A 22,073-nucleotide genomic window follows, 5' to 3' on the forward strand; every position below is an offset into this window, starting at 1 on the left:
CGATTGACCTTGTAAACCACACCGTCGATGTCAAAGGGCAATTGGTCACGCAATGCACCGATGCGGCGGTGAAAGTCGACCAGGCCACCTTCACCCGAAGCGCCCTGCGCGACCGTGCGGTGCTCACAAACTGGCAAACCCCATGCAGCAAGTGCATCGAGCAGTTCGCTGTGAGTGGGTGGAACCTCCCAACCTTGGACATCACCCAAGCCATAGGCGAAGAAGCTCAATGGACGCTTGGCCGCAATCGCCGGGTCCAATTGGCGGACCGCACCTGCCGCGGCGTTCCGCGGGTTGACGAAGGTCTTCTCGCCATGTTCACGCTGACGCTCGTTGAGACGATCAAAATCGTCACGGCGCATGTAAACCTCGCCACGCACCTCCAGCACCTTGGGTGCATCGATGCCATGCGCTTTGAGCTTGAGCGGGATCTGTCCGACCGTTCGGATGTTCTGTGTCACATCTTCGCCGGTCTCGCCGTCTCCCCGGGTCGCAGCTTGCGTCAGGACACCGTGTTCATAACGCAAATTGATGGCCAAGCCGTCAAACTTCAACTCGGCGGCGTATTCGACAGGCGGCGCATCATCCGACAAACCCAGCTCCCGACGAACTCGGGCATCAAACGCCTCGGCACCGCTGGCTTCTGTATCGGTCTCCGTGCGAATGGACAGCATGGGGACGGCATGGCGCACTGGCATGAAGCCATCCAGCACCTTGCCCAACACACGCTGAGTCGGCGAGTCGGCGGTCAATAGCTCCGGATGCGCTCGCTCCAGCGCCTGCAATTCGTTGAAGAGGCGGTCGTACTCGGCATCTGGAATCAGCGGATCATCCAGCACGTAATAACGGTGCGCGTGAGCATGCAACTGCTCACGCAGAGCGCTGGCACGATCTTGCCGTGATGCCGATTCGTGGTCTGCCGGCAAGTCGGCATCAAACATATCCGTCTGGGGCATGTCAGGCCTTCGTCAGCTGAACAGGCGACGGGTCGACGCAGCGCCCGCAGCCAGATCACGTGACGCCAATGCTTCATAGAGGCCCGACAGCGCCTGCTCGATCGACGCAAATGCCGCAGGGGTAAATGGCTGCCCTTGGTCGTCAACCATGATGCCGTCCATGCTGAGCGCCAAAGCCTCGCCAGCCGCGCACCAGGCCTTGAAGGGCTCTTGTTCGACAGCCGTTTGTGGCACGTCGAAGGAAAGGCTCAGCTCGCGCACGGTGGCCTGATCGGGGTCATCGGCAAAAGCCGCTTGAGCGTCGTACTGCAGCGTGAGAATGGGTGGCGCCCCTTCCTCGTGCGACGACAACACCATCCGGCCTGGCAAGGCGCCAGCCACGAAACCGTGGCGGGCCGCTTGCTGCTGAACGTAGCCGATCGACCAAGCGCTGCCTCGGGCGTAAAGACGCATGGCCAGTTGTGCGTCGTGGTCACTGGCGAAAGCATCCAGCTCTTTGGCCCGTGCAACCACATCGAGCATGTCCGGGAACTCCACCGCACCGCCCAAAGCGTCTGCCATGGTCTGCACCTTCTGAACAAACTCGGAGTACTCGATTTCGTTGAGCCCGCCCGTCCGATTCGCCAACAACACACCGGCCTGCAATTCGGTGTACTGAACGCCCGCTTGTGGTGACTCCCACTCGCCGCAATCGCGACGCAACCCCTCCACCAACACCGGCTTGCTCCCGGCGCGTCGTGTGGGCGGCATGTGCAGCAAGATGTGGTCACCGCTCAACGGTGCGTCGATGGTGATGGTTGCGATGGCGTCGATCAGCGCATCCAGCTTGGGCCCATGGCGCTTGACCGCCGGGACCGATGGCAAACGCCCCTCGCCATCATCCAGCCCCATGGGCTGCGTTGGCTCACCATCGAGCATCGGCTCGGTGTGCGTCAAACCGGACTGGCTGTCTCCATCGATGGGCTCCAGCGTGGCGCGCTTGGGATGTCGGGCTGCTGCACGCCGTGCGGTCCAGGTGCCGTGCGCGATCACCGCCGCCAAAACGATGCCACCCAGGATCGCCAAGTACAGAGTCAGGGAATGATTCATGGTGTCTTGTCCTTAAGCGGTGTGAGCCATGCCCAATGCCGCTTCCATGTCGACCGCCACAATGCGGGACACGCCTTGTTCTTGCATGGTGACGCCGACGAGCTGTTCAGCCATCTCCATCGCAATTTTGTTGTGAGAGATGAAGAGGAACTGCGTGCCGCCCGACATGTTCTTGACTAGGCGCGCATAACGCTCGGTGTTGGCATCGTCCAGCGGCGCATCGACCTCATCGAGCAGACAGAATGGCGCCGGGTTCAGCTGGAAGATGGCGAACACCAGCGCAATGGCCGTGAGGGCCTTTTCACCACCTGACAACAGGTGAATGGTGCTGTTTTTCTTGCCTGGCGGATGCGCCATGACCTGCACGCCTGCATCCAGGATCTCATCGCCTGTCATCACCAGCTTAGCGCTGCCCCCGCCAAACAGGCTTGGGAACATGCGTCCGAAATGCTCGTTGACGGTGTTGAACGTGCTACCCAGCAAGTCACGCGTCTCGATGTCGATTTTGTGGATCGCGTCTTCTAGCGTTTTGATGGCATCCAGCAAATCCGCCATTTGCGAGTCAAGGAACCCCTTGCGTTCGCGCGCCGCCGTCAACTCTTCTAGTGCAGCCAGGTTCACAGCACCCAGCGCGTTGATGTCTCGCTGAATGCGATCGATTTCGGACTGCAAACCATAGAGCTTGATGCCGTCACGTTCGATGGCTTCGGCCAAAGCGACCAAGTCCACTTCCGCCGCCGTCAGCTGCTCCAGGAATTGCGCGCCACCCAAGCTGGCAGCCTGCTCTTCCAGCTGCAGCTTGGTGATTTGGTCGCGCAGCGGCTGCAAGCTCCGCTCGAACGACATCCGCTGCTCGTCTGCACGCCGCAGTTGGGCGGACAAATCGTCGTACCGATTGCGCGTCTGGGCCAGGGCCGACTCTTTCTCGAGCTTCAAAGCCAGCGCCTCATCCAGGCCCGTGTTGGCCGATGCATCACTCAGACGCGCTTGTTCTTCGAGCAACTGCGCTGCCGATGCTTCGTTTTGCTGAATCTGCTGAACCGCCGTCTCGATGCTGCGCTGCAACTCTCCCCGACGTGAGGCCAGCGCACGCGCGCTGAACTGCGCCTCTTGGGCCTGACGCTCCAGGCCGCGCTGCTGCTCACGTGCCTGGTTCAGGCGGCGTTCCGCATCCATGACCGCTTCTTCAAGCTGGGCATGCCGCTCTTGCGCGTCGGCCAGGCTGAGGTCCAGCTCTTCAAAACGAGCTTCCCCGGTCGCACGGCGCTCTTGAAGCTCGTCCAGCTGTGCGTCAATCTCGGCCAGTTCTTCCGAGATCTGCCCGTGGCGTGCACTGGCCTGCTCCGCTTGCTGGCTCAGGCGCAAAACTTCCACCTGCAACTGGTGCGCGCGTTGCTGCGCTTCCGTCGTATCGCGACGGGCGGTCGCCAGACGCTGCGATGCATCGGTGTAGGCAGCTTCGGCGCGAATCAACGCAGCTCGTGCGTCCTCGGCCATCAAGGCCTGTGCCCGAACCTCTTTTTCAAGGTTTTCGATTTCTTGCGCACGGGCCAGCATGCCTGCTTGCTCCGAGTCGGGCGCATAAAAGCTCACCGCAAACTGACTCACAGCATGACCGGCTCGCGTCATGATCACTTCGCCATGAGTCAACTTGGCGCGATTGGCCAATGCCTCTTCCATGGTCGCTGCGGTGTAGACCCCTTCCAGCCAGTCGTTCATCAGCGCCTTGAGCGAAGGCTCGTGGAGCCGCAACATCTCAGACAGCCTGGGCAAGGTCTGATGAGTGTTCTGAATGACCGCGGCCGGCGCGCTGTAAAACGCCAGCTTGGCAGGCGGCGCATCCATCTCGAAAGCCCGAACGGTTTCAACACGCCCCACCTCAATGGCCGACAACCGTTCACGCAAAGCTGACTCCAGCGCGCTTTCCCAGCCAGGCTCGATGTGGACACGCGTCCACAAGCCGGGAAGGCCGTCCAGGCCATGCTTGGCCAACCATGGCTTCAATTTACCTTCGGTTTGCACCTTTTCCTGCAAGTTTCTCAGGGCATCCAGGCGGGCAGCCAGCTCCGCTTGCTTGGCTGCTTGCCTTTGACTCTCCTGCTGCTGGGCTTGTCGGGCCTCGTCCAAGGCTGGCACAGTCTCGCCCAACTCGCCAAACTGGGCTTCGAACAGAGCCTCATCTTCTTGCGCGGCATCCAGCTGGCGCTTCAAGTCTGTCAGCCGATGCTCGTCAGGCAAGGCCAAAGTCTGCTTCTCTGACGCGAGCCGCTCGCGACGCAGGTTCAGCTGTCGAGACTGGTCATCCACGTTGCGGGACTCTGCGGCCAGCAACTGAATCTGCTGCTGCACTTGTGCTGCAATGCCACGCTGCTCGTTGGCGCGTTGAGTTGCCGCGCGAACACCATCCTCGAAGCCGGGGATGTTCATCGCCAGCTCTTCCGCCTGCGCAGCCAGAATCTCTGCCTGCTCCTCGGCCGCGACCATCTTCTCGGCCAGCTCCTCCAGCTCGAACTCGGCTGCAGCGCGACGCTCCGCCCACTGATCGTTTTGCGCCTTGATCTCAACCAGGCGCTGCTCGACCTTCTGCCGGCCTTCGATCACATAGCGGATACGCTCTTCCAGGCGGCTGACGGCCAGATTGGCCTCTGCCAGCTCACCTTGCGATGTGTGCAAAGCGTCGCTGGCGGCATAGTGATCCTGTCGCACTTGCTCAAGCTCGGCCTCAACCGAGCGCAGCTCGGCCACTCTGGCCTCCAACGCGTTCGTGGCCTCGGCCGCCGCCAAACGGATGCGCGTTTCCTCTGTCGCGGCGTCGCGGTGCTTCAAGAACCACAGCTGATGCAGTTTCTGCGTGCCCTGCTCTTGCAAAGCGTGGTAGCGAGACGCCACCTCGGCCTGTCGCTCCAGCTTATCGAGGTTGTTGTTCAACTCACGCAGGATGTCTTCCACCCGGGTGAGGTTTTCGCGCGTGTCCTTCAGGCGGTTTTCTGTTTCACGACGGCGTTCCTTGTACTTTGAAACACCGGCCGCTTCCTCCAGAAAAAGTCGCAGCTCTTCTGGTTTGGATTCGATGATGCGGCTGATCGTGCCCTGCCCGATGATGGCGTAGGCGCGAGGGCCCAGGCCCGTTCCCAGGAACACGTCCTGCACATCACGACGACGCACAGGCTGGTTATTGATGAAATAGCTGGACGTCCCGTCTCGGGTCAGCACACGCTTGACCGCAATTTCAGCAAACTGGTTCCACTGCCCACCAGCGCGTCCCAGTTCGTTACTGAACACCAACTCCACGCTCGCGCGACTGGCAGGCTTGCGGTTGCCCGAGCCGTTGAAAATAACGTCTTGCATGGACTCGCCACGCAGCTCAGACGCTTTCGATTCGCCCAGCACCCAACGCACCGCGTCCATGATGTTGGACTTGCCACAACCGTTTGGGCCGACAACACCCACCAGCTGCCCAGGCAGATGGAAATGGGTAGGTTCAGCGAATGACTTGAAGCCAGACAGCTTGATCGAATTCAGACGCATGCTTCAACGGTCTGCAGCACAGGTGCCGACTTTCTAAGTCCTTGATTTATCAAGAGAAACCAACATTGACTGAGGTCAAGGTTAATCAAAGATGATAGCATCGCCTCTTTGCTGGAAATCTGTTACCCCCTGAGTTGATCATCATGGCCAAGAAAACACCCGCCTCGACCACGAAAGCCAAAGACGAGACCAAGCTGAGCGTTGGCGAGCGTGCCAAGCCTGCGACCCCGCCCTCGGCCCCTTCCCGCACGCTGGATGTTTTCCCCAACCCGGCACCTGAGCGTGACTATGTGATTCAGTTTCAGGTACCCGAGTTCACCTGCTTCTGCCCGCTGACCGGCCAGCCCGACTTTGCGCACTTCACGATTGACTGCATCGCCGACAAGCTTTGCATCGAACTGAAGAGCCTGAAGATGTACATGTGGAGCTACCGCAACGACGGCGCCTTCCACGAAAAGGTGACCAACGACATCCTGACCGACATGGTCAAGGCCATCGACCCGCGCTACCTGCGCATCACCGCCAAGTGGTATGTCCGTGGCGGCATCTACACCAACGTCGTGGTCGAGCACCGCAAGAAGGGTTGGAAGCCTGCGCCCAAGGTCGAACTGCCCCAGCACAACGCCGAAACGGGTTTGCTCGGCTAATTCGCCCATCAGCCCTCGCGCGCAATGCCCACCACCCTTCCAACGGGTGACATGCTGGTGATGCTGGCCGTCCTCGCGACGGCCTTTGCATTCAAGCCCTGGCTACCGCTGTCACACCGTCCACTTCAGATGCCATGGCTGGGTGCCATGACACTGCTGCCGTTCGTCTGGTGGACAGAGCATCTGTTGCCAAACGGCATGGCGTTGCATGTGACCGGCACATTCCTGCTGATTTTGATGGTCGGCTGGCCTCTGGCCATGTGGAGCCTGCTGCCGATTGGTTTTGCCGCAGCGCTGATTGGTCAGGCTCAACCGCCCGAGATCGGTCAGATCCTGCAACACATTGTGTGGCGCGGCATGATTCCCGGCACGCTGGGACTGTTGATCGGACTGGGTGTGCGCACATGGGTGGTGCAGCACATGTTCGTGTACATCCTGGGGCGGGCGTTCATGACCACCGCGGTCGCCGTCAGCATCAGTGGTGTGCTGGCCTGGATCACCGGACAAAAGCCCGACACGCTGTCAACCGAAGAATGGATGCTGGCGCATTGGCTACTCGGCTGGGCCGAAGCCATCAGCACCGGGATGCTGACATCGATCTTTGTCGCCTTCAAACCCGAATGGCTGCTCACCTACTCAGATGAGCGCTACCTCCCCCGCAAACCGGGCACAAAGTGAGGCAAACGCCCACTGACGGCCCACCGATGCCCAAGGATAATGGCCTGCCATGAATCCACTGCTGAAAAAACTCCAGCCCTACCCGTTTGAACGCCTGCGCGGCCTCACTGCAGGTGTCACACCCAATGCCGCTTACCGTGCCATCAGCTTGGGAATCGGCGAACCCAAGCACGCCACGCCAAGCTTCATCAAAGATGCCTTGACGGCCGGACTGGATGGGTTGGCCAACTATCCCGCCACCGCTGGCGAGCCCGCGCTGCGCGAAGCGTGTGTCAACTGGATTGAGCGTCGTTATGGCTTGAAGCTCGACGCCGCCACCCAAATCCTGCCCGTCAACGGCTCACGTGAGGCCCTGTTTGCGCTGGCTCAGGCCGTGATTGATCCCACGCAGCACCAAGATGTCGGCGGCCCTGCCGTGGTGTGCCCCAATCCGTTCTATCAAATTTACGAAGGTGCCGCGCTGCTGGCGGGGGCACGCGTGGTGTTTGCCAACTCCGATCCTACTCGTAACTTTGCGGCAGATTGGTCGAGCATTCCCGAATCCACTTGGGCGACGACACAGTTGCTTTACGTCTGCTCTCCCGGCAACCCAACCGGTGCCGTCATGCCGCTGGACGAGTGGAAAAAGCTGTTTGACCTGAGCGACCGTTACGGGTTCGTGATCGCCTCGGACGAGTGCTATTCCGAGATCTACTTCCGCGAAGGCGCCGATGCGGCTCCGCTGGGTGGTCTGGAAGCGGCGGCCAAACTCGGCCGAACAGATTTCAAAAACCTGATTGCGCTGACCAGTCTGTCGAAGCGGTCCAATGTGCCTGGCTTGCGCTCGGGCTTCGTCGCCGGTGATGCCAATCTGATGAAAGCATTCCTGCTGTACCGCACCTACCATGGCAGCGCCATGGGCCCTGCTGTTCAGCGTGCCAGCGTGGCAGCGTGGAACGACGAAGCACACGTGGTCGAAAACCGTGCGCTTTACCGCCAGAAGTTCGAAAAGGTCACCCCCATTCTGGCTTCGGTGATGGACGTGGCACTGCCTGACGCCGGTTTTTACCTGTGGGCCAAAGTGCCCGCCCAGGTGTGTGGCGGCAGTGACGAAGCGTTCACCCGTGAATTGCTGGCTCAATACAATGTCGCGGTTTTGCCCGGCAGCTATCTGGCCCGTGAAGCGAATGGCATCAACCCGGGCGCTGGCCGTGTTCGCATGGCGCTGGTCGCGGGTGTCGACGAATGCGTCGAGGCCGCTGAGCGCATCAAAGCCTTCATCCAATCTCAATCTGTCTGATTTTCAGAAAGAACATCATGTCTCAAGCTCTTCAATCCGTCATCGACAACGCCTGGGAACAGCGTACTTCGCTGTCTGCCGCATCGGCTCCTGCTGAAATCCGTGACGCAGTCAATCACATCATTGACCAACTGGATACCGGCAAGCTGCGCGTGGCCGAGAAGATCAATGGCCAGTGGGAAACCCATCAATGGGTCAAGAAGGCTGTGCTGCTGAGCTTCCGCCTGAACGACAACGTGCCCATGGGCCAAGGCGACCTGCAGTTCTTCGACAAGGTGCCCACCAAGTACGCCGGCATGAGCGCCGAGCAACTGGCCGCCACGGGCGTGCGCGTGGTGCCACCCGCAGTGGCCCGCCGCGGTTCGTTCCAGGCCAAGAACGTCATCCTGATGCCTTCTTACGTGAACATCGGCGCCTACGTGGACGAAGGCACCATGGTGGACACCTGGGCCACCGTGGGTTCTTGCGCTCAAATCGGCAAGAACGTGCACTTGTCGGGTGGCGTTGGCATCGGCGGCGTGCTGGAGCCCCTGCAAGCCAACCCCACCATCATTGAAGACAACTGTTTCATCGGCGCACGCTCCGAAGTGGTTGAAGGCGTGATCGTGGAAGAGAACTCCGTGATCTCGATGGGCGTGTACATCGGTCAATCCACCAAGATCTACGACCGTGCCACAGGCGAAGTCACCTACGGCCGCATCCCTGCCGGCTCCGTGGTGGTGTCGGGTAACCTGCCTTCCGCCGATGGCAAGTACAGCCTGTACTGCGCTGTGATCGTCAAGCGTGTGGATGCCCAAACCCGCTCCAAGACCAGCATCAACGATCTGCTGCGCGGCGCCTGATCGGCACTTGGCGTGATCCTGTCCTAATTCAATCCAACCGGGAGATCATCTGATGAGTGGTGGCAACCTTGAAAAGGTTCTGCGCCTGATGGCGGAGAAGAAGGCGTCGGACGTGTTCTTGTCTGCCAAGACGCCCATCCTCATCAAGATCAATGGACAGATCATGCAACTCACCGACCAGGTGTTGTCGCCGTCACAGCCGCGACAACTCCTGGCGGAATTGATCACGCCCACACAAATGGAAGAGCTCGACGAGACGGGCGAGCTCAACCTGGGTATCACGATCCCAGGTGTCGCCATTTTCCGTCTCAGCGCCTTCAAGCAACGTGGGTCTGTGGCGGCCGTGTTCCGTTACATCCCCACGGACATTCCGGCGCTGGAATCTTTGAATGTTCCGGATGCACTGGGCGAACTGGTTCTGGAAAAGCGCGGCCTGATTTTGCTGGTCGGCGCAACGGGTGCCGGTAAAAGCACGACGCTGGCGTCGATGCTGGAGCACCGCAACCAGCGCATGACCGGCCACATTCTGACGATCGAAGACCCGCTGGAATTCCTGTTCACCAACAAGAAATCGGTGGTGAATCAACGCGAAGTGGGCCGCGACACGCAATCGCTGCAAGTCGGCCTGAAAAATGCGCTTCGTCAGGCCCCCGACTGCATCATGATCGGCGAAATTCGCGATCGAGAGACCATGACGGCTGCGCTGTCGTATGCACTGTCAGGCCACCTGGTTTTGTCGACCCTGCACGCGAACAACAGCTACCACGCGCTGGGCCGTATCCTGTCCTTCTACACGCCGGAAGCCCGCCCGGCCCTGCTGAGCGACTTGGCTTCAGGCTTGAAGGCCATCGTGTCGCAGCGACTGCTGAAGTCCACCTCCGGTGGGCGTGTGCCCGCCGTGGAAGTGCTGCTGAACACACAGCTGGTGTCTGAAATGATCACGCGTGGCGACTTCACAGAGGTGAAGGAAGCGCTTGAGAAGTCCCTTGCGGAAGGGTCTCAGACCTTTGAAGCGGCCATTGCCAAGCTCATCAACGACGGGCTTGTGACCCGAGATGAGGGCCTGGCCCACGCCGACTCGCCAACCAACCTGATGTGGCGACTGGAAAACGAGACAACCATCAAGTCGAAGCTGCAAGCCAAAGCGGAAGACCACGACGATGGCCCCTCGTTCACCGAAATCACGCTGGAGGTCGGGGACGATTCCCCTAGCGGGTTCTCCAGCACCCGACTTTGATTCGATTCATGACTGCCACCATTCGCCTCACTGAGGCGCTGATCGCCCGCCCTTCCGTCACGCCTGAAGATCAAGGCTGCCAGACACTGATGGCCGAACGCCTGTCGGCCATCGGCTTTGAGTGCCAGACCCTGGTGTTTGGCCCGGAAGCCGCCCCCGTGACCAATTTGTGGGCCATCAAGCGGGGGCGTGGTTACGCATCGGGCGCGCCCACCCTCGTGTTTGCTGGGCATACCGACGTCGTACCGACTGGCCCACTGGAGCAATGGACCTCCCCACCGTTTGTTCCGACTTACCGGGACGGCATGCTCTACGGTCGTGGCGCGGCAGACATGAAAACATCGCTGGCTGCCATGATTGTTGCCAGCGAAGAATTCATCGCCCGTCATCCGGACCACGCTGGCAGCATCGCGTTTTTGATCACCAGCGACGAAGAGGGGCCGTCCGTTGACGGCACCGTCAAGGTCTGCGAATGGCTTCAGGCAAACGGCGAGCGACTGGATGCCTGCATCGTTGGCGAACCCACCTCGGTCAAGCGCGTCGGCGACATGATCAAGAACGGGCGCCGAGGCTCGCTGTCTGGCAAGTTGCGCATCAAGGGTGTGCAAGGACACATTGCGTACCCTCATCTGGCCAAAAACCCGATCCACCTTGCTGCACCTGCTCTGGCTGAGTTGACCAGCATCGTCTGGGACCTGGGCAACGACCATTTCCCGCCCACAACCTGGCAGATGTCCAACATCCATGCCGGTACCGGCGCCAACAATGTGATCCCCGGCGAGTTGGTCATCGACTTCAACTTCCGCTTCTCAACGGAATCCACACCCGAGGGGCTCCAAGACCGTCTTGAGGATGTGCTGCGTCAGCATGGACTCGACTTCCAGATTGACTGGGTTCTTGGTGGCCGCCCGTTTTTGACACGCAAAGGCCCCTTGGTGGATGCCATCGCAGCCGCCATCCAGTCTGTGACGGGTATTGAGACGGAGCTGTCAACGTCAGGCGGCACGTCCGATGGCCGATTCATCGCCCAAATCTGCCCTCAGGTGGTCGAATTCGGCCCGGTCAATGCAACGATCCACAAAATCGACGAACACGTCTCGGCGGCAGACATTGAACCATTGAAAGACATCTACCAGCAAACGCTGGAAAGGCTGCTGGCGTGACCATCCTTGAGTTGATTGAACAAGGTGCAGCCCGACTGACCGAAGCAAAGGTCGCCTTTGGCCACGGCACCACCAACGCGTTTGACGAGGCGGCATGGCTCACGCTGTGGCGCTTGAACATGCCCCTCGACGCACTGGACGACGTGGCCCAACAGTCCGTTGCGCCCGACCAGGCTGGACAGGTTCAGGCCCTCATCGAACAGCGCATCACCACCCGCAAGCCAGCCGCCTACCTCACCCAAGAAGCGTGGTTGCAAGGTGTCTCGTTCTACGTCGACGAGCGTGTCATCGTACCGCGCTCATTCATTGCCGAAGTCCTGGCTGACGGCAGCATCGACCATTGGCTGAGTGACCAGACCCATCGCGTGCTTGACCTTTGCACCGGCAACGGCAGTCTCGCAATTCTGGCTGCGATGGCTTACCCCGACGTCGTCGTAGATGGCGTAGACATCAGCACCGACGCGCTGGAAGTTGCAAAGATCAATGTGGCTCGCCACGAACTGGATCCACGGATCTCGCTGATTCAAAGCGATGGTTTGGCTGCCGTTCAGGGTCCCTACGACCTGATCCTGTGCAACCCGCCCTATGTCAATGCGCAATCCATGCAGGCATTGCCGGCGGAGTACCGAGCCGAACCCGAATTGGCCCTGGCTTCGGGGGAAGACGGCATGGATTTCACCCGTGCGTTGTTCTCAGCCATTCGTGCAGAGCCCGATCGCTACATGACCGAAGATGCCGTGCTGATCCTCGAGATCGGCAACGAGCGCCCCAATTTTGAACGCGCATTTCCTGGCCTTCCTGCCGTCTGGCTGGATACCAGTTCGGGCGCAGACCAACTGCTGCTCCTGACCCGTGATGCGCTGCTGCTGGATCCGGCAGCCTGAATCGACAAGCCCATGATCGTTTTGAAGCATGTCTCCCTGATGCGGGGGACCAAGCCTGTGCTCGAGCAAGCCAGTGCCACCATCCATCCTGGTGAGAAGGTGGGCCTCATCGGTCGAAACGGTGCGGGCAAGTCATCGTTGTTTTCCTTGCTTGCCGGCCGCTTGCATCCGGATGCCGGTGACGTCGAGATTCCCCCAAGTTGGTTGCAACCTGGTGGCATGGCCGAGGTCGCGCAAAACATGCCGGAGACCGACGAACCTGCCACCGAATTCGTACTGCAGGGTGACACGCGACTGATGAAGGCTCGCCAGGATCTGGCCGACGCCGAGGCCGCAGGAGACGGGCACGCCATCGGCGAAGCACACGCCGCGCTTGCGGAGGCGGGTCACTTCGATGCGGCCGCACGCGCGCAGGCCTTGCTTTTGGGCCTGGGCTTCCGGATGGAACAAACGCAGCAACCCGTCAACAGCTTTTCAGGCGGGTGGCGGATGCGCCTGCAATTGGCTCGTGCGCTGATGTGTCCAGCGCAATTGCTGCTGCTCGACGAACCCACCAACCACTTGGACTTGGATGCCTTGGTGTGGCTGGAAGGATGGCTGCAACGCTACGAAGGCACCTTGCTCATCATCAGCCACGACCGCGAATTTCTCGATGCCATCACCAAGGTGACGCTGCATCTCGACGAAGGCAAGCTGACACGCTACACCGGTGGCTACACCGCCTTTGAATCCTTGCGAGCCGAACGACTCAACCAGCAACAGGCAGCTTACGAAAAGCAGCAAGACCGCATCGCCCACCTGCAACGCTTCATCGACCGATTCAAGGCCAAGGCCACCAAGGCAAAGCAGGCGCAAAGTCGCGTCAAGGCACTGGAGCGCATGGAAAAGCTGGCGCCCGTACTGACTGCCAGCGACTTTGAATTCGAGTTCCCCGAGCCGAGCAGCCTGCCCAACCCCATGTTGGTGATGAAGGATCTGGCTTGCGGTTACAGCCGTGACGACGGCTCGGCCTTGACCATCGTCTCCAGCGTGAACCGATCTGTGCTGCCCGGTCAACGCATCGGCATCCTGGGTGCCAACGGTCAGGGCAAGTCAACCTTGGTCAAGACGCTGGCGCACATGCAGTCGCCCACGAGTGGTCAGGTCACCGAGGGCAAGGGCCTGAGCATTGGCTACTTTGCGCAGCAAGAGCTTGACGTGCTGCGCCCCGACGAGGGGCCGCTTGCACACATGATCCGTCTGGCCAAGGAAGTCAGCCCTCAAGCCCGCGAACAAGAATTGCGAGACTTTCTGGGCCGCTTCCGGTTCACCGGTGACATGGTGATGCAGCCTGTGGGTCAATTCAGTGGCGGCGAAAAGGCCCGATTGGTGCTGGCGCTGGTGGTCTGGCAACGCCCCAACTTGTTGCTGCTCGACGAGCCTACTAACCACCTGGACCTGACGACACGTGAAGCACTGAGCATCGCCCTCAACGAGTTTGAAGGAACGGTGATGCTGGTCAGCCATGATCGCGCCTTGCTGCGCGAGGTGTGCGACGAATTCTGGCTGGTCACCAAAGGTGGGGTCTCCACGTTCGATGGTGACCTGGACGACTACCAGCGCTGGCTGCAGGAACAAGCCCGCGAGGTGGCGTTGGCAGCTCGGGCCGCACGTGACACCGAGCGAGCAGCCAACACGGCCGATGCTACGGCGAGCAATCGCCGTGAGGACCGCAAAGCCCAAGCCCAAGCGCGGCAAAAGCTGGCAGAACAGGCCAAGCCGCTGAAAAACGAACTCAAGAAGGTCGACGACCGAATGGCGCAGGCCAATGCCGAGCAAGAAACCATCATGAATGCGTTGGGCGACTCCACGCTCCCCGCCACAGAACGAGCCGACTTGGGACGACGCCTCAAGGCTCTGGGCGACGAAATCGAAACGCTGGAATCCCGCTGGCTTGAATTGACAGATGCCTTGGATCAATTGGGCGCCTGAGCGCCCCATAGATCAATGAACGTGGCGGTGCTCGGCCTTGTCCTGACAGGCCACGCAATGACTGGCCTCTGGCAAGACCTCCAAGCGCGCAACGCTGATGTCCTCGCCGCACTCGGTGCATTGACCGTAAGAGCCATCGCTCATCCGGTCTAGCGCGGCCTGAATGTCTCGCAGTTCAGCGCGATCATGCTGAATCATGGCGATCACTTCGTCATCCACCTCAGAGATGGCTGCTCCGTCCTGACCTGCCACATAGGTGTTACGGACGGAACTGTCCTCTGCAGCCAGACGTTCGCGCAGAGCATGGTCCTGTTGAGCCAAGTCCTTCAACTTGGATTCCAACTTTTCCTTCAAGGAAGCGACGACAGCGTCATTGAGGCCCTTGGTGTTGTTTGTATTGTTGGTGGTCATTTCAGTCTCCGTTGCTAACCGCTTTTGGTCATTGCTGACAGGTTAGGAGCTTTGAGACACAAGAACTTGCGGCACATCAAGCACCAGCCGAGCCTCACATCCACCCCAGGGAATTCCAGCCAAAACGCTGACATTGCACCAGCAATTTCGGACACACCCCCCTTTTTTGGTACAAATTCGCCGGTTTCAGGGCGTAAATGAGGTTGACGCCAACGGAAACCGCACGTAGGCTTGCCACCCATGCAGTTTTTGAACCGACATCCAGGCTCATCGTTTAACGGTGGCCGTGCTTGCCGGAGTCGTGAGGCCAGCGCTTGGAGCCGGGCCGTACGGGCTTCTCTGCTGGCTGGGCTGATGAGCACCGGTCTGCTGACGTCCGTCCATGCTCAGCAACAGCCCCCCACCCCCACTGCGGTTCAGGCTGACACTGATCCTGTGTCCCGCTTCCTGTCTGACCGTGGGCTGATCCCTTCGACCCGCCCGGTCGTTGAGTTGGCTCAGCAGGTTCGCGACAAAGCAACCGACATGGCATCGGAATTGGTGTTGTCGGCCATGAATTTCCTCGGCGTGCCCTACCGTCGTGGCGGCACATCGGCTGAAAGCGGGTTTGACTGCAGTGGGTTCACCCGCCACGTGTTCGAAAACAGTGTGGGCCTGATCCTGCCCCGTCGTGCCATCGAGCAGGCCAACTCCCCTGACTTGGTGCCGGTCAAAAAGAACGAACTCAAGCCTGGCGACTTGGTGTTCTTCAACACACTGCGGCACACTTTCTCGCACGTGGGCATCTACATCGGCGACGACAAGTTCATCCATTCGCCCCGTGCTGGCGGCGAAGTACGTGTGGAAGACATGCGCCAAAGTTATTGGCAGCAGCGCTTTGACGGAGCCCGCCGCGCCCCCACCATCAACGCGCGTCAACAGAACAACAACTGATCGGCCATCGATTGCTACCCCTGTTGAATGTAGGGGCAGGTTGTTCACGCAAAATGCGAGCCCATGAGCCAGCAGTTGCGTCCTGACTTCCCCAGCGTGATCGCCATCGCACCCATCCGCGATGCATTGTCGCTGCCTCAAGCAGGGGACTTTGTCCCGTCCACCTCGGGCCACGCACTCTTGGATCAATTGGGGCGCCCACTGCGTGATTTGCGCATTTCAGTCACGGATCGCTGCAACTTCCGGTGCGGCTACTGCATGCCACGTGAGGTCTTTGACAAGCATCACGCGTTCCTGCCCCAAACCCAGCTGCTGACCTTTGAGGAGATCACGCACGTTGCAGACGCGTTCGTGGGGTTGGGGGTACGAAAGCTGCGAATCACCGGGGGCGAGCCCCTGCTGCGCAAAGACATCGAGACGCTCATCCGTCAACTCGCAACGATTCGATGCGCCGATGGCGCCCCGCCTGAACTGGCGCTGACCACCAATGGCGCGCTTCTGACGAAGAAGGCCAAGCAACTTCGTGAAGCAGGCCTTCAGCGCCTCACTGTCAGTCTGGACGCGCTGGACGATGTGGTCTTCAAGCGCATGAGCGACACTGACCTCAACGTTCAGGCCGTCCTGGATGGTATTGCTGCAGCCCAGGCCGCTGGCTTTCCATCGATCAAGGTCAACACCGTCATTCAACGCGGCGTCAACGATCATCAAATTCTGCCCATCGCTCGACACTTTCATGGCACGGGTGTCGAAGTGCGCTTCATCGAGTTCATGGACGTTGGCAACACCAACCTCTGGGAAATGGATCGGGTACTGACCGCCGAGCAAATCCGCAATGCGTTGCATGCCGAGATGCCCCTCCAACTGCTCCCGCGCGACACCCACAGCACTGCGCAGCGATGGGCCTACGCGGATGGCGGCGGGCATGTCGGCTTCATCGCCAGTGTCACTCAACCGTTTTGCGGTGACTGTTCTCGCATGCGACTGTCAACCGACGGCAAATTGTTCACATGCTTGTTCGCTGGGCAAGGATACGATCTTCGTCATGCCATTCGAGACGAGCAACAGGCCAGCGAGCCATTGCGCCAGAAGATCGCCGCAGTTTGGCGGCAACGCCATGACCGCTACTCAGAACAACGTGATGCGCGGGGAGCCCCAAAGGTCGACGCACAGCCCAAGGTCGAAATGAGCTTCATCGGAGGTTAAGGCGTGGACGACAGACGATTGATCACCGGCTGCCTCCTGGCTGGCGGCGAAGGACGCCGCATGCAGGGCCAGGACAAGGGGCTCGTCGAACTCAAGCGCACCCCCCTCGCCAGCCATGCTTTGGCAAGACTGCTTCCCCAAGTGGGCACGGTCTTCATCAGCGCAAACCGCAATCAAGACCGTTACAGCGAGTTGCTGGCCAAGGCGCATGGGCACTTCGCACCAAAGCCAAGCACCTTTGCTGAAGACCCATCCGTGTTCCCAGACGATCCAGACCTCGGTGAAAAGGCAGGTCCTCTTGCTGGCATCGTCTCTGCATTGCGGCGCACGGAAACCGATTGGTTGATGGTGGTGCCATGCGATACCCCATACCTCCCCCCCGATTTGGTCTCCCGACTGTTTCAGGCCGGGACCCAAAGGAATGCGGACATCGTCGTGCCGAAAAGTGGATCTGGTGATCACTTTCACCAACACTGGGTGTGTGCATTGATGCACAAGAGGGTGTACCCTCAAACACTGACCGCTTTCGTGAAAGGCGAACGAAAAATCAGTCGATGGATCCAGTCGCAGAACTGGACAAGCGTATCCTTCGCCGACCCTGCGGATTTCGCGAATTTCAATACCCTGGAGACACTGAATGAGCCTGACTGACACATCCGTGCGCATTGCGCGGATCGCGCCGGCAGACTTGAGTGCCTACAAAACGCTTCGGGATCAAGGCCTGCGCCAATATCCGGATGCTTTTGACTCAGACTTCGATAGTGAACAAGCCCGCCCACCCGAGAGCTACCTCGGCCGCCTGGGGTTGGGTGAGCCTTTGGGCGGAACCTTCCTGATCGGCGCATGGGTCGACCGCGAACTGGTCGGCATGGTCGGCCTGGAGCGCCAGTCCTTGCAAAAGCTGCGGCATACCGCCGAGCTCAACAGCATGATGGTTCACCCCAAACACACGGGGCAAGGCATCGGCATCATGTTGATCAATGCCGCGATCGCAGAAGCCCGTCATGCCATTGGCTTGGAGCAAATCATTTTGCGCGTCAGCACTTCCAGCGAATCAGCGATTCACTTGTACGAACGCGCTGGCTTCAAGGGTTGTGGTGTGCTGCCTCACGCCATCAAGGTGGTCGATGCACCGGGACAAGCCCGGTACTTCGACAAACTCACCATGGTCTTGATTCTCTGAGGCTGCGTTTCAGCGAGCCTCTTCAGCGCCACGATTGGCCAATGCGTCCGCCCGTTCGTTACCGGGATCGCCGGCATGCCCCTTGACCCATCGCCAGTCGATGTCATGCTGGGCGGCCAATTGGTCAAGCTTCAGCCACAGGTCGGCATTCTTGACCGGCTTGTTGTCTGCTGTTTTCCAGCCTCGACGCTTCCACCCTGAAATCCACTCGGTGATCCCCTTGCGGACGTACTCGCTGTCGGTGTAAATCACGATACGGCAGCGGCGCTTGAGTGCAGAGAGCGCCTCGATGACGGCGGTCAACTCCATGCGGTTATTGGTGGTCACCAGTTCGCCGCCCCACATTTCCTTCTCGTGTGCGCCACTGACCATCCACACCCCCCAGCCACCTCGACCAGGGTTTCCTTTACACGCGCCATCGGTGTACATCACAACGGCGGGTTGTACTGACTCAGTCATCCAATTTGATCCTGTTGCACATGCCTCTGCGCCACCACAGCCGGAGCTGCCGACGACGCGACACGTGTCCGTTTCACTTTACCAATCAATCTCAAGCCTCGAGCACGCTTGACTGCGACCACACAGTACACAGCACCCAGCACAGGCCACCATCTCGCCCCTGCACGCTCCAACCACCTCAACCGCCCCCAAGCGCGGTCTGTCGGCACCATGGGGCGATAGCAACCAAAGCACCCGGACTCCACATCCAGATTCAATAGTCTCAGCCAGTCTCTCAGCCGCCAATAGCTGATGAACTCACCTTGAGGCAAAACCGTTGCCGACTTCACCCCCCAGCGCCCCAATCCCTGCCAGAGCCCCCAAAGGCTGAAGGGATTGAAGCCAATGATGACCACCCTGCCCTCTGGCACCAGCACACGCTCCACCTCACGCAGCACGGCATGGGGATCGTGCGCAAGTTCCAGCGCATGAGGCAACACCACCAAATCCAGGCTGTGATTGGGATACGGCAGCGCCCCAAAATCACAGTACAGCGCCGCTGCGTTCGTTGACAAATCACCCGGGTGATAACTGCCGTCCAGCAAACGCCACTGATGCGGCATGCGGTTGGCACGCAAACCATCCAATTCAGGCAGGCCCAATTGCACGGCATGGAAGCCAAAGATGTCTGCGACGAGACGATCAATTTGATCCTGCTCCCAATCCAGCAAGGCTTTGCCTGAAGGCAAAGCCAGCCAAGGGTGCAACTCTATAATTGGATCGACCTTGCTCATGAACCTCACAGCCCTACCAGCCTTCACTGACAACTACATCTGGATGCTCGACGACGGTCAACAAGCCCTCGTTGTAGATCCCGGTGACGCTGCGCCTGTACGAGATGCTCTTCAGCGCATGGGCTTGACGCTGACCGCCATTCTAGTGACCCATCGGCACGCAGATCATGTCGGCGGCATCTCTTCGCTTCAGAATGGCCGAATTCCGGTCTACGGGCCTTTGAGCACGGCGATTCCCCAAGTGACCCACGTCGTTTCCGACGGAGATCACGTCAGGTGGGCCAACAGGGTGTTCCAGGTGCTGGCCACGCCGGGCCACACCGACGAGCATCTCAGCTATTTCTGGCAGGATCAGACTAATCCTGTCAACGAAGTGCCGCTGATCTTCGTTGGGGATACACTGTTCAGTGCCGGTTGTGGCAGGGTTTTTGATGGCCGCATCGATCAGCTGTACAACAGCTTGATGCGGATTTCAGCCTTGCCAGACGCTACCCGCGTTTGCGCCGCACATGAGTACACGACCGGAAATCTGAGATTTTCTCAGACTGTCGAACCTCTCAATCCAGAGGTGGCACAAGCCTTGCAACGTTGTATCGCGTTGCGTGAGGAGGGCCGCCCGACCTTGCCGAGCTCTATTGCAAGAGAGCGGCTGATCAATCCGTTTTTGCGCTGCACCCAGCCCACAGTGCTGGCCAGCGTCCACGCACACGGTTGCGAGAACACCCGCCCTGAGGCAGTGTTCGAAGCCCTGCGTACCTGGAAAAACAACTTCTGATGATGCTGACGAAACACCCTGCCCCACGCACCCTGCTGTTGAGCGCATCAACTGTCTTCACGCTGCTGCTTTCTGCCTGCGGCACCACACCACTGCCAGCTCAGCAAGGCCGCGCAGGCATCGATGTCGACAAGCTGCTCGCCGCAGGCAACACGCCCCGTGGCGACGTCGTTTCGCGTGGCGCAACGCGTCAGGATCCCTCATCGGGCTTGCAGGTGGAACTGAGCCCAGCGACGCTGCTGGCACGAACCAGCGCGGTCGGTGACTCAGCGGACAGCACGACTCCAGGTGAAGCCATTGGCGCCCCCACCGATCCGCTTCGTCCAGAGGCCACCATCAATCTGGACGATGCAAGCGCGACCCAAGACCTGTGGGGCCGCATTCGCAAAGGGTACACACTCCCCGAGTTGGACAGCCCTTTGGTGGCCGACCATGAGCGTTGGTATACCAGCCGACCGGATTATGTGCAGCGCATGACACAGCGCGGTAGCCGATACCTCTTCCATGTCGTTGAAGAGATCAGCCGCCGTAACATGCCCACGGAGTTGGCACTCCTGCCATTCATCGAAAGCGCCTTCAATCCTCAGGCCATGTCCTCGGCACGTGCCTCTGGCATGTGGCAGTTCATGCCGGCAACAGGCAAGGATTTCGAGCTCAAACAAAACTTGTTCCGGGACGATCGACGGGACGTTCTGGCCTCCACGCGTGCAGCGCTGGATTACCTCCAGCGGCTCAATCGCATGTTTGGCGACTGGCATCTGGCGCTCGCCGCCTACAACTGGGGCGAGGGCAATGTTCAGCGCGCGATCAAGCGTAATCAGCAACAGGGGCTGCCCACTGATTACCTCAGCCTGAACATGCCACCGGAGACACGCAACTATGTTCCCAAGTTGCATGCCGTTCGCAACATCATTGCTCGCCCTGAGGCTTATGGGCTCACGCTGACCCCGGTTGAAAATCACCCGTATTTCGTCAGTGTCCCCATTCAGCGCGATATCGATGTGGCGCTGGCCACGCGTTTGGCAGGCCTGCCAGTCGATGAGTTCAAGGCACTGAACCCCTCTCAGAACAAGCCCGTGATTCTGGCAGCCGGTACCCCCCAGCTCCTGCTGCCCTACAACAATGCCAACTTGTTTGTTCACAACCTGACCGGCCACAATGGCACGTTGGCCAGTTGGACGGCATGGCAAGTCCCCAAGACCATGCACCCATCAGACGTCGCGAAGCGGGTGGGCATGTCAGAAGCGCAACTGCGAGAGATCAATCACATCCCGCCAAAGATGCTGGTGAAGGCTGGCTCCACCTTGCTGGTGCCGCGGTCACAGCACAAGGAGGAGGACGTGTCCGTTGCCTTGGCAGACAACGCGATGATGGCGCTTGCGCCGGATGTACCGCCCCTGCGCCGTATGACGCTGAAAGCAGGCAAGCGGGACACGGTCAAGTCGATCGCACAACGCTACGGTGTGTCACCTCAGCAATTGGCGCAGTGGAACAAGGTCGGCTCGTCCGCATCCTTCCAGCGCGGCCAGACCGTTGTGGTCTTCGTCGCCAATAAAGCAAATGGCAAAGTGGTCGCATCGAAGGACGGCACGAAAGACGCCAAGGGACGTCGTGCTGAAGAGCGCAGAGGCCCCGCCAAAACCGCGCGCGTGGTGGCCAGTGTGAGTCGCTCGGCTACCCAGAAATCAGCCGCCAAAACGCGAAACGCGCCAGCGGCGCGTTCCAGTCGAGTTCGGGTGGCCAGCGCCCGCTGACGCTGCAGGTCAGCTTGGCGGGCTCCGTGTTCAGCCCGCCAACGCCATGATGGCGACACACAGGCCAAAGCCCAAGGCCCACACCAAGCTGCGAACAACAGCGATATCCATCAGGTACATCGCCACGTAAACCACTCGCGCCACCACAAAGCCAATGGCCAGGTGATGGGGCCCAGCCGGGATAAGGGCAGAAATAGCACATAAGCGAAAAAGTAATTAAGAAAGCCTTGCTTATGCCCTACAAGTCGCGCCCCCCATCCCATTTGATCTTGTGCACCGCCTGTGTGGCGTCGTGACGTGCGTCATGC

At 59.8% G+C, this 22,073-nt stretch carries 21 protein-coding genes; 14 read left to right on the forward strand and 7 right to left on the reverse strand.

What is annotated here, in order from left to right; all coding sequences use genetic code 11:
- The 3 genes from ACMV18_RS04870 to smc form a co-directional block, all read right to left on the reverse strand.
- A partial coding sequence (locus ACMV18_RS04870; RefSeq protein ID WP_420816914.1) for a DNA ligase LigA-related protein occupies nucleotides 1-956 on the reverse strand: 956 nt, incomplete at its 3' end.
- Between the two features lie 12 nt (nucleotides 957-968).
- Entirely contained in the window at nucleotides 969-2,045 is a 1,077-nt protein-coding gene (locus ACMV18_RS04875) for a cell division protein ZipA C-terminal FtsZ-binding domain-containing protein (RefSeq protein WP_420816915.1), read from the reverse strand.
- A gap of 12 nt (nucleotides 2,046-2,057) precedes the next feature.
- Nucleotides 2,058-5,573, reverse strand: a complete 3,516-nt coding sequence (gene smc / locus ACMV18_RS04880) for a chromosome segregation protein SMC (RefSeq protein ID WP_420816916.1) — start codon at nucleotides 5,571-5,573, stop codon at nucleotides 2,058-2,060.
- 143 nt (nucleotides 5,574-5,716) lie between these two features.
- Here smc and queF point away from each other — a divergent pair, with 143 nt between their 5' ends.
- The 8 genes from queF to ACMV18_RS04920 are packed head-to-tail and all read left to right on the forward strand — an operon-like array spanning nucleotide 5,717 to nucleotide 14,274.
- Nucleotides 5,717-6,220: a preQ(1) synthase gene (queF, locus tag ACMV18_RS04885; RefSeq protein WP_374256059.1), complete on the forward strand. Its 504-nt coding sequence runs from the start codon at nucleotides 5,717-5,719 to the stop codon at nucleotides 6,218-6,220.
- Nucleotides 6,221-6,244: 24 nt separating this feature from the next.
- Nucleotides 6,245-6,898: a hypothetical protein gene (locus ACMV18_RS04890; RefSeq protein WP_420816917.1), complete on the forward strand. Its 654-nt coding sequence runs from the start codon at nucleotides 6,245-6,247 to the stop codon at nucleotides 6,896-6,898.
- Between the two features lie 49 nt (nucleotides 6,899-6,947).
- Complete coding sequence (gene dapC / locus ACMV18_RS04895; protein WP_420816918.1) at nucleotides 6,948-8,177, forward strand: succinyldiaminopimelate transaminase; 1,230 nt, start codon at nucleotides 6,948-6,950, stop codon at nucleotides 8,175-8,177.
- 17 nt (nucleotides 8,178-8,194) lie between these two features.
- On the forward strand, nucleotides 8,195-9,019 hold the full coding sequence (dapD, locus tag ACMV18_RS04900; protein WP_420816919.1) for a 2,3,4,5-tetrahydropyridine-2,6-dicarboxylate N-succinyltransferase: 825 nt from the start codon (nucleotides 8,195-8,197) through the stop codon (nucleotides 9,017-9,019).
- 52 nt (nucleotides 9,020-9,071) lie between these two features.
- Complete coding sequence (locus tag ACMV18_RS04905) at nucleotides 9,072-10,256, forward strand: PilT/PilU family type 4a pilus ATPase (RefSeq protein WP_374256066.1); 1,185 nt, start codon at nucleotides 9,072-9,074, stop codon at nucleotides 10,254-10,256.
- An 8-nt stretch (nucleotides 10,257-10,264) separates the two neighbouring features.
- On the forward strand, nucleotides 10,265-11,419 hold the full coding sequence (gene dapE, locus ACMV18_RS04910; RefSeq protein ID WP_420816920.1) for a succinyl-diaminopimelate desuccinylase: 1,155 nt from the start codon (nucleotides 10,265-10,267) through the stop codon (nucleotides 11,417-11,419).
- Nucleotides 11,416-12,303 (forward strand): 50S ribosomal protein L3 N(5)-glutamine methyltransferase, encoded by an 888-nt coding sequence (prmB, locus tag ACMV18_RS04915; protein WP_420816921.1) that lies wholly within the window; start codon nucleotides 11,416-11,418, stop codon nucleotides 12,301-12,303. The genes dapE and prmB overlap by 4 nt, the downstream gene beginning before the upstream one ends.
- A 12-nt stretch (nucleotides 12,304-12,315) precedes the next feature.
- Nucleotides 12,316-14,274: an ATP-binding cassette domain-containing protein gene (locus tag ACMV18_RS04920; RefSeq protein WP_420816922.1), complete on the forward strand. Its 1,959-nt coding sequence runs from the start codon at nucleotides 12,316-12,318 to the stop codon at nucleotides 14,272-14,274.
- A 12-nt stretch (nucleotides 14,275-14,286) separates the two neighbouring features.
- Here the strand turns inward: ACMV18_RS04920 and ACMV18_RS04925 are convergent, their stop codons facing one another.
- Entirely contained in the window at nucleotides 14,287-14,685 is a 399-nt protein-coding gene (locus ACMV18_RS04925) for a TraR/DksA family transcriptional regulator (RefSeq protein ID WP_374256071.1), read from the reverse strand.
- 354 nt (nucleotides 14,686-15,039) lie between these two features.
- Here ACMV18_RS04925 and ACMV18_RS04930 point away from each other — a divergent pair, with 354 nt between their 5' ends.
- The 4 genes from ACMV18_RS04930 (at nucleotide 15,040) to ACMV18_RS04945 (ending at nucleotide 18,004) form a co-directional block, all read left to right on the forward strand.
- Nucleotides 15,040-15,618, forward strand: a complete 579-nt coding sequence (locus ACMV18_RS04930; RefSeq protein ID WP_420816923.1) for a C40 family peptidase — start codon at nucleotides 15,040-15,042, stop codon at nucleotides 15,616-15,618.
- 63 nt (nucleotides 15,619-15,681) lie between these two features.
- On the forward strand, nucleotides 15,682-16,821 hold the full coding sequence (gene moaA, locus ACMV18_RS04935; RefSeq protein ID WP_420816924.1) for a GTP 3',8-cyclase MoaA: 1,140 nt from the start codon (nucleotides 15,682-15,684) through the stop codon (nucleotides 16,819-16,821).
- Between the two features lie 3 nt (nucleotides 16,822-16,824).
- Entirely contained in the window at nucleotides 16,825-17,472 is a 648-nt protein-coding gene (mobA, locus tag ACMV18_RS04940; RefSeq protein WP_420816925.1) for a molybdenum cofactor guanylyltransferase MobA, read from the forward strand.
- Entirely contained in the window at nucleotides 17,459-18,004 is a 546-nt protein-coding gene (locus ACMV18_RS04945; protein WP_420816926.1) for a GNAT family N-acetyltransferase, read from the forward strand. Before mobA ends, ACMV18_RS04945 begins: the two co-directional genes overlap by 14 nt.
- A gap of 9 nt (nucleotides 18,005-18,013) precedes the next feature.
- Here ACMV18_RS04945 and rnhA read toward each other — a convergent pair whose 3' ends face one another.
- Both rnhA and ACMV18_RS04955 read right to left on the reverse strand, forming a co-directional pair.
- Complete coding sequence (gene rnhA, locus ACMV18_RS04950; RefSeq protein WP_374256078.1) at nucleotides 18,014-18,463, reverse strand: ribonuclease HI; 450 nt, start codon at nucleotides 18,461-18,463, stop codon at nucleotides 18,014-18,016.
- Nucleotides 18,460-19,236: a class I SAM-dependent methyltransferase gene (locus tag ACMV18_RS04955; RefSeq protein WP_420816927.1), complete on the reverse strand. Its 777-nt coding sequence runs from the start codon at nucleotides 19,234-19,236 to the stop codon at nucleotides 18,460-18,462. Before ACMV18_RS04955 ends, rnhA begins: the two co-directional genes overlap by 4 nt.
- Here ACMV18_RS04955 and gloB point away from each other — a divergent pair.
- Together gloB and ACMV18_RS04965 are read left to right on the forward strand one after the other, a co-directional pair.
- Nucleotides 19,235-20,011, forward strand: a complete 777-nt coding sequence (gene gloB, locus ACMV18_RS04960) for a hydroxyacylglutathione hydrolase (protein WP_420816928.1) — start codon at nucleotides 19,235-19,237, stop codon at nucleotides 20,009-20,011. The genes ACMV18_RS04955 and gloB overlap by 2 nt on opposite strands.
- Nucleotides 20,011-21,765 carry a transglycosylase SLT domain-containing protein gene (locus ACMV18_RS04965; protein WP_420816929.1) on the forward strand — a complete coding sequence of 585 codons (1,755 nt, stop codon included), beginning with the start codon at nucleotides 20,011-20,013 and terminating at the stop codon, nucleotides 21,763-21,765. Before gloB ends, ACMV18_RS04965 begins: the two co-directional genes overlap by 1 nt.
- Before the next feature lie 30 nt (nucleotides 21,766-21,795).
- Here the strand turns inward: ACMV18_RS04965 and ACMV18_RS04970 are convergent, their stop codons facing one another.
- Nucleotides 21,796-21,960, reverse strand: a complete 165-nt coding sequence (locus ACMV18_RS04970; protein WP_420816930.1) for an MAPEG family protein — start codon at nucleotides 21,958-21,960, stop codon at nucleotides 21,796-21,798.
- Nucleotides 21,961-22,073 lie beyond the last annotated feature (113 nt).

The sequence above is a fragment of the Aquabacterium sp. genome, from assembly GCF_048860245.1.
Taxonomy (GTDB): domain Bacteria; phylum Pseudomonadota; class Gammaproteobacteria; order Burkholderiales; family Burkholderiaceae_C; genus Aquabacterium.